The sequence below is a fragment of the Neisseria sp. N95_16 genome (genome assembly GCF_002551535.2).
Lineage (GTDB): Bacteria > Pseudomonadota > Gammaproteobacteria > Burkholderiales > Neisseriaceae > Neisseria > Neisseria brasiliensis.
In genome coordinates, this window is record NZ_PDBT02000073.1 from 1 (window position 1) to 12994 (window position 12994).

Consider the following 12994-nt stretch of genomic DNA (forward strand, 5'->3'; position numbering starts at 1 on the left):
TTATGAAAATCAAAGAAAAGGAAGCTGAATAATGGATAAAGCAGCCATCTTAACGGCGATTACCGCCGCTTTCCGCAAAGAATTTCAAACCGGTATTGAATCGGTAAAACCGTCTTACCAAACCATCGCCATGACTGTGCCATCGACCACCGCAATCAATACTTACGGCTGGCTGGGCAAGTTCCCGAAAATGCGCGAATGGGTGGGTGAGCGCCAAATCGAAAAAATGGCAACTGAGGCCATGAGCATTGCCAATAAAAAATACGAAGCGACCGTTGGTGTGGAGCGCACCGATATCGAAGACGATCAGGTCGGCATGTATCGCCCGATGATGCAGGCGATGGGTGAATCAGCGGCAGCATTGCCCGATGATTTGGTGTGGGGTTTGTTGAAAAAAGGCAAAACCACCACTTGCTATGACGGCCAGTATTTCTTCGACACCGACCATCCGGTCAACAGCAAAACAGATGGCAAAGGCGACAACACGCCGACCGCCAATATCACCACCGGCACGGATGAAAATGCCTTGACCTGGTATGTGATTGACGACACCAAAACGCTCAAGCCATTGGTGTTTCAAAGCCGCACCGAGCCGGAATTTGAAACCAAGTTCGACCCAGCCAAATCGGACAAAGTGTTTATGGAAGACGTGTACCTCTATGGTTCGCGCCGCCGCTGCGCTGCCGGTTTCGGCCTGTGGCAACTGGCGCACATGGCCGAGAAAACGGCCTTGAACAAGGCAAACTTGGAAAAAATCATCGTGAAGATGCAGCGTTTGGAAGCCAACGGCGGCTACAAGCTCGATGTGAAGCCGGGCCTGCTGGTGGTTCCGCCGGAGCTGGAAGGCACGGCACGCGAACTGTTGGAAGCCGACAAAATCAACGGTACGACCAACACCTTCAAAGGCCGCCTGAAGCTGCACGTTTCGGTACACCTGTAACTTTCAACTGATTTCAGACGGCCTTTAATCAGGTTTTAAAGGCCGTCTGAAAAGGGAGTCTGCGATGACAAAAAACGTTAAAAAAGAAGTGAATGTTGCTGCAACGGCAGAAACCAAACCTGAAGACTTGGGCGTGGAAGCGGTTTTGCAGCAAAAGCTGGACGAAGCACAGGCCGAACTGGCTGCCGCGCGTGCCGAAATCGAAGACCTGACCGCCAAACTGGCCGAAGCCGAAGACGGCAAAGAAGCCTTGGCGCGTGAGTTGGCTGCACTGCGCGGCCAATCCGTAAAGGCCGATACGGCAACCGACAGCCGCGAAGCCCTGCGCGTGCGTGCGGCCAAAGGCAAAGAGCTGTGGCGCGGCGGTGTGCTGTTTACCGACCAATGGCAAGTGGTGAAACGTGCCGAAGTCGGTGAAACAGCGTGGCAGCGCATTGTTGACGAGCCTGCCTTGCAACGCGAAGAGGTCAATTAATGGCTTATGCGGGCATTGCCGATATGGTGGCGCGATTTGGTGATTTGGAAGTGATTCAGATGACCGACCGCAACCAAGACGGCTTGATTGATGATGATGTAGCGTTGGTGGCGTTGGATGACGCAACAGCGGAAATCGATGCCTATCTCGGCCGCTTCAAACGGCCATTTGCTGAAACGCCGCCCATATTGGTGCGACTGTGTTGCGACATTGCCCGCTATCGGCTGACCGCTGCCAATGGTGTCTTGATTACGGAAGAAATCCGCAATCGCTACAAAATCGATGTGCTGGATTTGTTGCGTGCTTTGGCCAAAGGCGAATTGCAGCTTGGCATCGATGATGATGGCGCGGAAATTGAAACAGATGCAGACGGTATTGTGTTTGTGAACGCGAAAAACAGGATTTTTACCCGTGATCACACAGATTGAGCAAGCGATAACCGACCGCCTGACACGCGGTTTGGGGCAAATGGTGCGCAGTGTAAAAAGCTACAACGGCGAGGCTGACGATTTGGCCGGCCAAATCAATACCCTGCCTGCGGTGTGGGTAACATTCGGCGGCTGCAAAACGGAAAAGGCCGACAGCGGTAATTTTCGTTATCGAAATATCGGCGAATTTGTGGTGATGTGCGCTACGCGCTCGCTGCGTAATGAGCAGGCCTTGCGCCAAGGCGGTATCGACCGCCGCGAAATTGGCAGCAACGATTTGATTACCGCCGTACGCCGTCTGCTCGACGGGCAGCGTGTGGCCGGTAATGATTCACGCGGTCTGATTCCCAAGGCGGTGCGCCCGATTGCCAATCATGTGTTGGTGAGCAATGCGGCCGTATCGATTTATGCGGTGGAATACCAATTGAATTGGGACAGCGTGGCCTTGGAAAACGGCCGTTTCCCCGAAGAGACACACGATCCTGCTGACCGCGATTATCTGTTTACCAAATACAAAGGCGAGCTTTCCGAGCCTTATGCGCCGTTTGAAATCATGGACGGCCTGATTATTGACCCGACCAGCGGTGCAAAACTGCCGCATCACTTTGATTTAAGGAAATCCGATGAACAAGATTAAAGTCAAAGCCGCCGACGGCTTGCGTGTGCCAATGGCGCACAACCCTTACGAATACATCGGCGATACGCCGGTGGAAGTGGACAATGCGCTCTACTACCGCCGCCTGATTGCCGAGGGTGATTTGATTCAGGTTTCAGACGGCCTTGCGGCCGACCTGAAAACCGCCAAGAAAAAAGGTGCTGAATAATGGCTGAAGAAATCTCTTTCGATACGATTCCGGGCGCAGTGCGCGTACCCGGCCAATACATCGAGTTCAACACCCGCACTGTCGTGCAGGGTTTGCCGCAGAATCCGCAAAAGCTGCTGATTATCGGCCCGATGTTGGCTGACGGCAAACAGCCTGAACGCACGCCGGTGCAACTGTATAGCGATGCACAGGCAGGCGAGCTGTTTGGCCAAGGCTCTTGGGCGCAAGCGATGGTCAAACAGGTATTCAGCAATAATGCCTATTTGGATGTGACCGTTATCGGTGTGCCTGACCATGAAGCCGGTGTGGCGGCGGTTGGCAGCGTGGCGGTATCGGGTGAGGCGACAACCGCCGGTGCGGTGGATTTGGTGATTGGCGGTGTGGAGTACAGTATTGCGGTTACCGCCGGTGCCACTGCTGAATCCGTAGCCGACAAGCTGCGCGCCAAACTTGCTGCTTCGCCTGCCTGCTTGGTAACGGGCGGCGGCTTGGGCGCAACGGTGAGCCTAACCGCCAAAAACAAAGGCGAAATCGGCAATGAAATTACCGTATCGGTACATTCCGGTGCGGCCGGTTTGAGCTTCAATGTAACGGCGTTGGCGAATGGCCAGAAAAATGCCGATATTAGCGAAGCCCTGACTGTGGTGGCCGGTAAACACTACCATGTGATTGTCTGCCCGTTTGTGGATGATGCCAATGCCAAGGCCTTGAGCACCCATTTGACCGATGTATCCAATGCCATTGAGCAGCGCGGCAGTATTGGTGTCTTTGGTTGGCGCGGCACGTTGGCCACCGGTATTGCCTTTGCCGCCAAACTCAATGACGGCCGTGTGACTTGCGCTTGGTACAAAGGCGCGATTGAAGGTAATGCGTTGATTGCGGCAGGCTATGCGGCGCAACTGGCCGCCGAGCAAGACCCGGCCAAACCACTCAATACGCTGGAAGTACACGACTTGACCGTGACACCGGATGCCGATTGGCCGCTGTTTACCGAGTGCAACAACGCCCTGTTCAACGGCATGACTCCGCTGACCGTGGTCAACAACAAGGTGCAGATTATGCGCGCGGTGTCGACCTACACCAAGTCGGCCGCCGATGTGGACGACCCGAGCCTGCTGGACATCACCACCATCCGCACGCTCGACTACACACGCAAAGCTGTGAAAGAGCGTATTGCGCTGCGTTTCCCACGCGCCAAACTGTCGGATACCTTGGTGCCTAAAGTGAAATCGGAAGTGCTGGACGTGTTGATTAAGCTGGAAGACGCAGAAATCATCGAAAACGCCGAAGCCAATAAAGGCAAATTGCAGATGGTGCGCGCCGAAAACGACCCGAACCGTCTGAATGCAGTGATTCCGGCTGATGTGGTCAACGGCTTGCACGTTTTCGCCGGTCGCATTGATTTGATTTTGTAAACCCTGTTCAGACGGCCTTTAAAGCCGCTTTAAAGGCGTCTGAAACAACGAAAAAGGAAACAGCATGAGCGACGCTACTTACGCAGGCGCGATTGTGATGGAAGTCAACGGTGCGGAAATCGACATCGTCAGCCTGAAGCCGCAAACCACCACCGGCCGCAAACCGGTCAAAACGATGAACCGCAAAGGCCGTGTATTGGGCTACGCCGACGGCATTACTGAGCATAAATTGTCGGTAACGGCGGCCATTCCGATTGATGGCACGAAAATCGACTGGGCAAACATCACCAAGGCCAAAATCACGATTTACCCGATTAACAAAGAAGACCGCCGCACGTCTTATCTCGACTGCTTTACCGTGGAAATTTCAGAGCAATACGAAGCCGACAATGAAGCGCGTATCGACATTGAGATGCAGGCGTTGCATAAAATTCAGGAATAAACCATGAAGCAGCCTTTAACCTTGATTTGGGGTTTGCCGCATGACGGCGAAGTGTGTAAAAACGCCGTTTGCCGCCCCTTGACCATCGGCGGTGAATTGAATGCGCTGGCGGCGTTTGACGATTATGCCGAGGGTAAAGAGCTCACCGAAAGCGCGTTATCGGTTGCGCTGACATTGGCGTATTGGACACAACAAGTCAGCATTGACGGTTTGCCGTCTGAAGCCTTGACGGTCGATTACCTGATGGATAATCTAGTCGGCGAAGATTACCGCCTGATCATGGCCGCAATGGACGATTTGCGTGCAAAATCCGCCGCCGCTTCGGTGAACCCAAAACCCACCGCAGCGGCCGACGAGACCCCTACGACTACCGACACGTCCACCGAAGCTACCGCCGCAGCGTCATCTTAATGGCGAAAGCCGGATTGACCGCCGCCGAAGTCGCCGCCATGAGCCATGCAGAAGCCGCCGCGTGGGCGGATGATGTATTGCTGAGCTTGGGGGTTAAGCCTGAGAGCGGTGGTGATGTGATTATTTCGCAGCGGCGGAAGAAGCCGGAATGAAAAGGCCGTCTGAAACAGCTGTTAAACTGTTCTCAGACGGCTTTTTTGCAGCAGTAGGATTGAAAAGCCTTATATCCCGATTTGGCAAGCCTTTAAACGATAATTGACCTTGAGTTAATTTAAGTTTAAGGGCTTTTTTATGGCTGCCGGAAACATGAATCTGGTGTTATCACTAACAGGTAAAGACAACGGTGCAGTCCGTTTATTGCAGGATACCGAGCGACAACTTGCGCGCGCGGCATTAAGCCGTCAGCAATTGGCGCGTGCCAATAAGCCTTATGAGGCTGCCGGCATTCGCTCTGAGCGTGCCATCCGCCGTGAAATTTTACAGACTGAAGCTTCTTTCCGTCGTTTAGCGCGTAGCGGTACCGCTTCACAGAATGATTTACAACGTGCGGCAGTAGCCACGCGCAATAAGATTCGCGAATTAAATGCCGAACTCCATCAAGGGCTCGGTTTGCAGTCTAAGTTTGGCAAAGGTATGGCGGTCGGCGGTGCAATGTTGGCGGGTGGCATGGCGGCTTATGGTGTGCTGCAACCGGCCATGAACAACGCCAAGCAATTAGACGCAAATATCACGCAAGTGGCGTGGCAGGCTTATGGCGAAGACAACAGCAAATCTGCTGAATGGATTGCCACGCAAGGCAAGGCAGACATCAAAGCCCTTGCGCTGGAATTGGTGCAGGCCAACGGTGGCAATGCTGATGCCGCGCTGAATTTGGTCAACAGTATGATGGCCAACGGCATGAGCTACGACGAGGTAAAAAGCAATGCACATTCATCGCATAAAGCCATGATTGCGGGTGCTGAAAAAGTGGGCGAATACAATCCCGAAGATACTGCCAGATTGATGAAGGTATTGAGTGATTTCGGCTTTAAAGGCAACGATTTGGGTAAGGCCTTTGAATACGCCATGAAATCGGGTATGCAGGGTAACTTTGAAATTGCGGATATGGTTCGAGAATTGCCGGCCCTGTTGCCTGCAGCGAAGGCAGCCGGTATGGATGGTTTGCAGGGTTTTGGTTTCCTGCTTTCAACGTTGCAATCGGCGGCCAATAAGGCAGGCTCGAATAGCGAAGCGGCAAACAATGTACGCAATCTGCTGGAAAAAACGTTGTCTGCCGATACGATTAAACGGTTATCCAAAATGGCCAACCCCAATGCGCCCGGACAAGGTATCGATTGGCAGGCTTCGGTTTTAAAAGGCAGGGAAAACGGTGAGAGTGCGGTGCAAGTTTTAGCGCGCTTGGCCAATACCATGCTGGAAAAAGATGCCGAATATCAAGCCTATAAAAAACGAGCAGACGCAGGCGATAAAACTGCCGAAAGCCAAATGAACATCATGAAAGGCGTTGTGTTATCCAGCTTATTGCCTGATATCCAAGCCAAAGGTGGTCTGTTGGCGGCATCAGATATGGCACAGGTAGAAGGATATATGCAAGACCTGATGGGCTTGGAAGATGCAGCCAGTTTGGTTGATAAGAAAAACCAAGTATTGCAAAGCTCGGCCGCATTCCAGCAGGAAAAAGCCGAAGCCGAAGCCCTGTTAAAACAAGATGTATCTGCCGCCGTTGAAGCCGAAACCGCACTGAAACAACTGACTGCGGAATACCCGAACGCCACGCTTGCTATGCAAACCTTAACGGCTGCGGCCACGGCTGCGGCCGGTGCGCTGGGCGTGATGTCTTTGCTGAATATTGGCGGCATGGGCGGCGCGGGTGGCTTGTTGAAAGGTGGGCTGGGTGGCTTATTAAAAGGCGGTTTAGGTGCAGTGGGTGCGGTTGCGCTGCCGGTAGCCGGTGCTGGCGGTGGTCTGTTGGGGGATGCTCATCAACGGATTAACCGCAACGAGAATAAACGCTTTTTCGAAGGTGGTTTGGATAGTCGCGGTGCCGGTTATGCGCAATCGGCGGCAGGCGGTGCCATGCTGGGAGCTGCCGTTGGCTCAGTGATTCCGGTCATCGGTACGGCTGTGGGTGCGGCTATTGGTGGCGTGGGTGGTTTGATTCATGCTGCGGTAACGGATGCGGTGCGCGAAAAACCACCCGTACCACAGGCAGCACAAACGCCAACTCCGCCCCCTGCGGCAACTATGCCGCCTGTACCTACTGAGCCCCCTGAAAAGCTGTCTCCGGTAATTACTCAGCAAACGGCCACTTATCAGGCATCGATTTTACAACAAACGGGCGAATACACGGCAGCAGTACAGGCGAATGCGGAGGCAGTCGGTGCGCGTATTGACCAAATATCGGCGGCCTTGGCGGCGGTGAATCCGACGATTACCAATAATATGTCGGTCAATCTTGACGGCCGCGTGATTGCCAATGAGGTATCGCGTTATCAGGTGGCCATGTTTGGCCGAGGAGCGGGTCAATGAGCGGCTGGCATACAGTTTTACAAGAGGCATCGTTTAAAGGCGTGCCGTTTGATATTGAGCATATTGAAGAGCGCAACGGCAAGGCGTTGGCCGAACACGCGCGCCCGTTTGTGTCGGGCGTGGATTTGGAAGACATGGGCAACACCGGCCGCGAGGTCAATATCAGTGCGGTGTTTTTCGGTCGGCAGTATTCGAGCCGTTTGTTGAAGCTGTTGGAGGCGTTGGAAGAAAGTGGCGGCGGCGTGCTGGTGCATCCTGTTTGGGGGCGTATGCACAATATGGTGCCGGCCAGTTGGAGCTACCGCCATGAGGCCGACAATGTGGATTGGGCGGCGATTGATATTACGTTTCGTGAAGGCACGGAAGCGCAGCCGATTTTGGTGTTTGAAAACTCGTTTTTGATGGCGCTGGAACGGCTGATTGCGCGTATCGACACCTACCGCAGCATGGCTGAGGGCTTTATTGATTCGGTGTTGGCGGTTAAAGGCGGCTTATCGGATTTATGGGGCAGCGCATTGGGGATTTACAGTGGCTTGGCCGGCTCTTTTGCGGCGATACGCTCGCTGTTTGGCTTTGATGACATCGGCTGGCCGTTTAAAGGTGGCAGTTATAGTCAAAGCATGTTTCAGACGGCCTCGAAAACAGCAGTTGAGCAATTGGATGAGTTGATTGAGGCAGGTTTGCGTCAGGCGGCGGATGCCGGTGCGGTTTTGGATGTGCAAAGCGGTGGTTTATCGGTGCGCCAACGTTTTGATGAGGCGGTGGAGACGGCGGAATCGGTGTTGGCTGTGCCCAATCGTTTGCGGCAAGATCGTCACGGCAATGCGGTGTCAGATTTAACCCGCCTGACCGATAAGCAGTTGCAGCCGTTGCGGCTGGTATTGGCATTGTGGGTAACAGGTGCGCTGGTTGAAATGGCCTCGGAAATGGTTGAAGACTATGGTGAAGACATGAGTGCGCCTGATTTAATGCAGATTAACCGCGCGGTGCGGCACCGTATTCAGGAAACAATTAATACACTGCGTGAGGTGGAAAAACAGGCTTTGGCTGAACAGGTATCGGCTGAATCGGTGTATAGCGCATGTCATCAAACGGTAGAAGCCTTGCGCGAAACGGCAGGCCGTCTGAATGCGTTGGTGATGGCGGCCATCAATCAGAAACCGCCGCTGGTTGTGCGCCGTGCACCTTTAGACGGCACCATTCATCAAATTGCGTTTGCGTTTTATGCCGATATCGGCCGTGCGGATGAGTTGGTGCGGCTCAATCCGCATATTACCCACCCTGCCTTTATCCGGCGCAATACGTTGGTGAATGCTTATGCAAAATAACAGTTATCAAAACACTATTGCCATTCGTGTCGGCGACCAAGAGCACCGCGACTGGGAATCTTACAGTATCGACAGTGATTTTCTGATTCCTGCCGATGCCTTTGATTTGACGGTCGGGCTGCATTATGGCGCAACCGAGATTCCGGATTTGTCGGGCGAAAGCTGCGAAGTGTTGATTAATGAACAGGTCGTAATGACGGGGATTATCGACAATCAGAGCGATGATAAAAGCAAGGGTCGCCGTGATTTGCGCTTGTCGGGTCGGGATTTGGCCGGCTTGTTGGTCGATTGCTCTGCGCCGCAGCTGAATGTTAAAGGCATGACGGTGTTGGCGGCGGCGAAAAAGCTGGTCGAACCGTGGCCGCAGATTGCCAAGGTGGAGCTGCGTGCCGAGAAAAACGAGACGCTGGATAAAATCGATATCGAGCCCGGTGAAACGGTATGGCAGGCGTTGACGCATATTGCCAACTCGGTCGGGCTGCACCCTTGGTTTACGCCGGATGGCGTGTTGGTTGTGGGTGGTGCGGATTACAGCAGCGAGCCGGTGGCAACCTTGTGCTGGAGCCGTGACGATAAACGGCGCAATGTGCAGCAGCTCAATATTGAGCGCGGCGTGGAAAACCGATATTCGGAGGTCACTTTTTTGGGGCAAAGCCATGCCAAACGCGGCGACAGCAGCAAGCATGATTTGAAGTGGGTGCATAAAGACCCGAGCATGAGCCTGCACAAGCCGAAAACGGTGGTTATCCACGATGCGGAAAATTTGGCTGCTTTGCAAAAGCAAGCCAAAAAGCAGTTGTCGGATTGGCGGCTGGAGGGATTCACGCTGACCATTACGGTGGGCGACCACAAAACGCAAAGCGGTGTGTTGTGGCAGCCCGGGCAACGTGTGCATGTGATTGATGAAGAGGAAGGCATTGATGCAGTGTTTTTCTTGATGGGTCGACGCTTCGGCTTGAGCCGCATGGATGGCACGATTACCGAGTTGCGCCTTAAAGAAGATGGCGTGTGGACACCGGATGCTTATCAGGCCAAAGCGGAAAAAGCTCGTGCCCGTAAGGGTAAGAAAAAAGGCGTGAGCGATAAAAGTAAACAGGCGGCTGCGAATAAGCGCACGCAAACGCGCAAAGCCCACACAACGCGGCGCAAAGCAGCTAAGTCGAAATCTAAATTAAGCGGCGTGGCGGTATTTGAATGAGTTTGGCAAAAATGGCAAAACGTGTCGGGCAGACGGCGCGTGAAGTGGGTGATGTGGTGCGCGCGGCCTTTCGCGGCAAAATTACACTGGTGGTGTCGTCTGAGCCGGTGCAACGTGTGCAGTTGAGCGGTTTGGCCGATGAAACGCTGCAAGATTTGGAGCAGTTGCAAGAGTTTGGCTTTACCAGTGCCCCACCGGAGGGAACGGAAGCCATCGTGATTCCGCTGGGCGGTGCGACATCGCATGGTGTGATTGTCGCCACTGAGCATGGCAGTTTTCGGGTTAAGAATTTAAAGCCCGGGGAAACCGCGATTTACAGCAGCGAAGGAGCCAAAATCGTGATTAAGCAAGGGCGGATTATTGAAGCGGATTGCGATGTCTATAAAGTCAACTGCAAAAGCTATCAGGTGTCGGCCAGTAGTGGCGCAGCGTTTGACACACCCAACCTGAGTGCAACGCAGCAGGTAACGGCCGCAGGCCAAATCAACGGCAACGGCGGCATGGCCGTGCAAGGCGGCAGCGGCGCAAAATTTACCGGCAATGTGGAGATGGTCGGCGATTTGAATACCACCGGTGCGTTGACCAACAACGGTAAAGATGTGGGCAGTGGTCATAAACACACCGAAACCAATGGTGCGACAACAGGCGAAGTGGTTTAAACCGTTGTTAAAGGCCGTCTGAAAACCAGTATTTAAGTAATGCTTAATATCTGGTTTCAGGCGGCCTTTTTGCGCGTGCAGGGTTGAAAGGCCTTTGCTCTATGTGCTTATTTGTGATGAATAAAATGGCAGCATGGATAAAGAACTCGACACGCTAACCGGTGACTATACCGGCCGCACCATCGACAGCTTGAAAAACGCGGTTTATATCCGTCTGAAAACGCCTTTGGGCAGTTGGTGGGCGGATAAAAACATCGGCTCTTTGCTGCATTTGCTCGAGCGTGAAAAAGACCTTGAGCGCGTGGGCTTGTTAGCCAAGCAATATGCGGAAGAAGCCTTGCAGCCGATTGTGGATGACGGCCGTGCCGAACGCATTGAGGTGACGGCAGAACAGCCACACAACGGCATGCTGTATCTGAATATCAGAGTGGAGACGGTGGCCGGTGGTTTTGATTACCGCCACGGCGTGCCGGTTATTTAAAAAGGTTTTAAAGATGTTTCAGATTCCGACTTTTGAGGAAATCCGCGACAGTATTTTGCGCGACACACAATCCTTAGACCCAACTGCCGATATCAGCAGCGACAGCGACCATTTTGTCCACGCCAGCCGTTTGGCCAGCGTGGCCGTTGGCCAATATGCCCATCAGGCATGGATTACGCGTCAAATTTTTCCGGACACGGCAGATAGTGAATATCTGGAACGCCACGCCAATTTACGCGGTATCCGCCGCCGAAATCCAACCGGCTCTGCCGGATATGCGACAGGCAGCGGCGCGTTGTCAGGTGCTGTGATTGATGTTGGTTTGCAAATCAAGCAGGACGAGCGTTTTTTTGTTACGACCGAGCAGACTATTGTGCAGCCGGACGGCCATTATCGTGTGGCAGTTAAGGCGGTAGACAAAGGCCTGAATACCAATGTTTCAAAAGGCCAAGCGCAATTTATGGCTGCGCCTGCGGGTGTGCCAAGTGATTGTGTGGTTAATGCCGAAGGCGGCACCGATGCCGAAAACGATGCGTCATTGCTGAAGCGATTGCTCAGAATCATCCGGCATCCGCCTACCGGCGGAAACATACATGACTATAAAGACTGGGCAGAACAGGTAGACGGGGTAGAAAGTGCTTATATTTACCCACTCCGGCGGGGCCTGGGCACGGTTGATGTCGTTATTACTACGGAAGGAGGTTTGCCAAGTGACGAAATCGTCAAAAATACACAAACCTATATTGACAAAATGCGGCCTGTCACAGCCAAAAGTGTCCTGGTCATGAAGCCATCTATCATCAGTGTGCCGGTGGTGGTAGGGGTGCGGCTTAGCGGTATCGATATTATTGAGGCGAAACAACGCATTCGGGAGTCATTAACAAGCTATTTCGCAGGGTTGGCTCCGGGGGAAGAGCTTGTTTTGTCTAAGATAGAAGCGGTCATTAGCAATATTAATGGCATTGCCGATCGCCGCATTACCTCTCCCACTAACAACCTTATTATCGATATCAGTAACCGTATGGATTGGTTTTTTTTAGGTGAAATAAATGTCACGGAAATTTAAATAATGGATTACCAAAAGGTTTTGTTGGGGTTGTTGCCCCCTGTGTCCTATGCGCGCAATACAAATCGCCATAGAGCACAGGCAAAAATTGACGGAGGGGTTTTAGATCAGGTATCGCGGTTGGCAGATAATGCATCAGCAAGCATTACCCCTCTTCTGGCAGGGCCCTTGCTGGTTGCTTGGGAGCGTCTCCTGGATATTGATGGTGTCGGCAAAAATTATCAGCAACGAGTAGCCAGGGTTGTATCTAAAATTAATGCGGTTGGCGGATTATCAATACCCTATTTTATACAATTGGCCGCGGCCGCCGGATACCGTATTGAAATTGAAGAGCCTCAACCCTTTCGTGCCGGTATCAATCGTGCAGGCGATGCTGTTGCCCCTGAGGATATTATTTGGACTTGGCGTGTCCATGTACAGAAGGAGAGTCAAAATATTTGGCGTTTTCGTGCGGGTGGCAGTGTAGCAGGCAGCCGCCTAACCGAATATTCTGACGATGTGATAGAGACTGTTTTTAAAGACTTAAAACCTGCTCATACTTGGGTTGGCTTTAGCTATGGAGCAACAAAATGAAAGAAATCAACACGCCCGATAAACGGTTTGTCGACGGTAACGGCCGTGATGTGTTGGGTACGGTAGTAACTGCTGATTGGCTTAATGCAGTGCAAGGCGAAATTGTTGGTTTGATTACTGGATTGAACGCCAAAGTTAATGGGGCAGTGCCAAACCAAATGTATCGTGCAATTGCAAACGCATTAGCAGAAAAAGCCAACGCCAACACCACCATCACCGCAGGCA

Annotated in this window: 16 protein-coding genes and 1 pseudogene; all 17 read left to right on the forward strand. The window is 52.8% G+C overall.

Annotated elements, in window-relative coordinates; all coding sequences use genetic code 11:
- The first annotated feature begins 31 nt into the window (after window positions 1-31).
- Entirely contained in the window at window positions 32-940 is a 909-nt protein-coding gene (locus CRG49_RS10505) for a Mu-like prophage major head subunit gpT family protein (RefSeq protein ID WP_097784591.1), read from the forward strand.
- A 64-nt stretch (window positions 941-1004) separates the two neighbouring features.
- On the forward strand, window positions 1005-1415 hold the full coding sequence (locus CRG49_RS10510; protein ID WP_095501704.1) for a hypothetical protein: 411 nt from the start codon (window positions 1005-1007) through the stop codon (window positions 1413-1415).
- Window positions 1415-1843, forward strand: a complete 429-nt coding sequence (locus CRG49_RS10515) for a gp436 family protein (RefSeq protein WP_097784592.1) — start codon at window positions 1415-1417, stop codon at window positions 1841-1843. The genes CRG49_RS10510 and CRG49_RS10515 overlap by 1 nt, the downstream gene beginning before the upstream one ends.
- The gene (locus tag CRG49_RS10520; RefSeq protein ID WP_097784593.1) at window positions 1827-2480 is read left to right on the forward strand and encodes a phage protein Gp37; all 654 of its coding nucleotides are present in this window, start codon (window positions 1827-1829) and stop codon (window positions 2478-2480) included. The genes CRG49_RS10515 and CRG49_RS10520 overlap by 17 nt, the downstream gene beginning before the upstream one ends.
- On the forward strand, window positions 2467-2667 hold the full coding sequence (locus CRG49_RS10525; RefSeq protein ID WP_097784594.1) for a DUF2635 domain-containing protein: 201 nt from the start codon (window positions 2467-2469) through the stop codon (window positions 2665-2667). The genes CRG49_RS10520 and CRG49_RS10525 overlap by 14 nt, the downstream gene beginning before the upstream one ends.
- Window positions 2667-4082 (forward strand): phage tail sheath subtilisin-like domain-containing protein, encoded by a 1416-nt coding sequence (locus CRG49_RS10530; RefSeq protein ID WP_097784595.1) that lies wholly within the window; start codon window positions 2667-2669, stop codon window positions 4080-4082. Before CRG49_RS10525 ends, CRG49_RS10530 begins: the two co-directional genes overlap by 1 nt.
- A 64-nt stretch (window positions 4083-4146) precedes the next feature.
- Window positions 4147-4524 (forward strand): phage tail protein, encoded by a 378-nt coding sequence (locus tag CRG49_RS10535; RefSeq protein ID WP_097784596.1) that lies wholly within the window; start codon window positions 4147-4149, stop codon window positions 4522-4524.
- Window positions 4525-4527: 3 nt separating this feature from the next.
- Window positions 4528-4935: a hypothetical protein gene (locus CRG49_RS10540; protein ID WP_097784597.1), complete on the forward strand. Its 408-nt coding sequence runs from the start codon at window positions 4528-4530 to the stop codon at window positions 4933-4935.
- A complete protein-coding gene (locus tag CRG49_RS10545) occupies window positions 4935-5087 on the forward strand; it encodes a TetR family transcriptional regulator (protein WP_095503837.1) in 153 nt (50 codons plus the stop codon). Before CRG49_RS10540 ends, CRG49_RS10545 begins: the two co-directional genes overlap by 1 nt.
- Before the next feature lie 139 nt (window positions 5088-5226).
- A complete protein-coding gene (locus CRG49_RS10550) occupies window positions 5227-7464 on the forward strand; it encodes a phage tail tape measure protein (protein WP_097784598.1) in 2238 nt (745 codons plus the stop codon).
- Complete coding sequence (locus CRG49_RS10555; RefSeq protein WP_097784599.1) at window positions 7461-8792, forward strand: DNA circularization protein; 1332 nt, start codon at window positions 7461-7463, stop codon at window positions 8790-8792. Before CRG49_RS10550 ends, CRG49_RS10555 begins: the two co-directional genes overlap by 4 nt.
- On the forward strand, window positions 8782-9990 hold the full coding sequence (locus tag CRG49_RS10560; protein ID WP_229436957.1) for a phage baseplate assembly protein: 1209 nt from the start codon (window positions 8782-8784) through the stop codon (window positions 9988-9990). The genes CRG49_RS10555 and CRG49_RS10560 overlap by 11 nt, the downstream gene beginning before the upstream one ends.
- A complete protein-coding gene (locus CRG49_RS10565) occupies window positions 9987-10649 on the forward strand; it encodes a phage baseplate assembly protein V (RefSeq protein ID WP_097784600.1) in 663 nt (220 codons plus the stop codon). The genes CRG49_RS10560 and CRG49_RS10565 overlap by 4 nt, the downstream gene beginning before the upstream one ends.
- A 133-nt stretch (window positions 10650-10782) precedes the next feature.
- Complete coding sequence (locus CRG49_RS10570; RefSeq protein WP_097784601.1) at window positions 10783-11130, forward strand: phage GP46 family protein; 348 nt, start codon at window positions 10783-10785, stop codon at window positions 11128-11130.
- Between the two features lie 13 nt (window positions 11131-11143).
- A complete protein-coding gene (locus CRG49_RS10575) occupies window positions 11144-12196 on the forward strand; it encodes a baseplate J/gp47 family protein (protein ID WP_097784602.1) in 1053 nt (350 codons plus the stop codon).
- A gap of 3 nt (window positions 12197-12199) precedes the next feature.
- Entirely contained in the window at window positions 12200-12769 is a 570-nt protein-coding gene (locus CRG49_RS10580; protein ID WP_097784603.1) for a YmfQ family protein, read from the forward strand.
- Window positions 12766-12994 (forward strand): annotated as a pseudogene (locus CRG49_RS10585) (hypothetical protein); the annotation flags it as partial. The gene CRG49_RS10580 and the pseudogene CRG49_RS10585, both read left to right, overlap by 4 nt.

Bases quoted from the DNA above. Each gene is read 5' to 3' on its own strand.
- CRG49_RS10545 (WP_095503837.1), top strand. From the start codon at position 4,935: ATGGCGAAAGCCGGATTGACCGCCGCCGAAGTCGCCGCCATGAGCCAT.
- CRG49_RS10555 (WP_097784599.1), top strand. From the start codon at position 7,461: ATGAGCGGCTGGCATACAGTTTTACAAGAGGCATCGTTTAAAGGCGTG.
- CRG49_RS10565 (WP_097784600.1), top strand. From the start codon at position 9,987: ATGAGTTTGGCAAAAATGGCAAAACGTGTCGGGCAGACGGCGCGTGAA.
- CRG49_RS10525 (WP_097784594.1), top strand. From the start codon at position 2,467: ATGAACAAGATTAAAGTCAAAGCCGCCGACGGCTTGCGTGTGCCAATG.
- CRG49_RS10515 (WP_097784592.1), top strand. From the start codon at position 1,415: ATGGCTTATGCGGGCATTGCCGATATGGTGGCGCGATTTGGTGATTTG.
- CRG49_RS10535 (WP_097784596.1), top strand. From the start codon at position 4,147: ATGAGCGACGCTACTTACGCAGGCGCGATTGTGATGGAAGTCAACGGT.
- CRG49_RS10550 (WP_097784598.1), top strand. From the start codon at position 5,227: ATGGCTGCCGGAAACATGAATCTGGTGTTATCACTAACAGGTAAAGAC.
- CRG49_RS10510 (WP_095501704.1), top strand. From the start codon at position 1,005: ATGACAAAAAACGTTAAAAAAGAAGTGAATGTTGCTGCAACGGCAGAA.
- CRG49_RS10575 (WP_097784602.1), top strand. From the start codon at position 11,144: ATGTTTCAGATTCCGACTTTTGAGGAAATCCGCGACAGTATTTTGCGC.
- CRG49_RS10570 (WP_097784601.1), top strand. From the start codon at position 10,783: ATGGATAAAGAACTCGACACGCTAACCGGTGACTATACCGGCCGCACC.
- CRG49_RS10560 (WP_229436957.1), top strand. From the start codon at position 8,782: ATGCAAAATAACAGTTATCAAAACACTATTGCCATTCGTGTCGGCGAC.
- CRG49_RS10580 (WP_097784603.1), top strand. From the start codon at position 12,200: ATGGATTACCAAAAGGTTTTGTTGGGGTTGTTGCCCCCTGTGTCCTAT.
- CRG49_RS10530 (WP_097784595.1), top strand. From the start codon at position 2,667: ATGGCTGAAGAAATCTCTTTCGATACGATTCCGGGCGCAGTGCGCGTA.
- CRG49_RS10505 (WP_097784591.1), top strand. From the start codon at position 32: ATGGATAAAGCAGCCATCTTAACGGCGATTACCGCCGCTTTCCGCAAA.
- CRG49_RS10540 (WP_097784597.1), top strand. From the start codon at position 4,528: ATGAAGCAGCCTTTAACCTTGATTTGGGGTTTGCCGCATGACGGCGAA.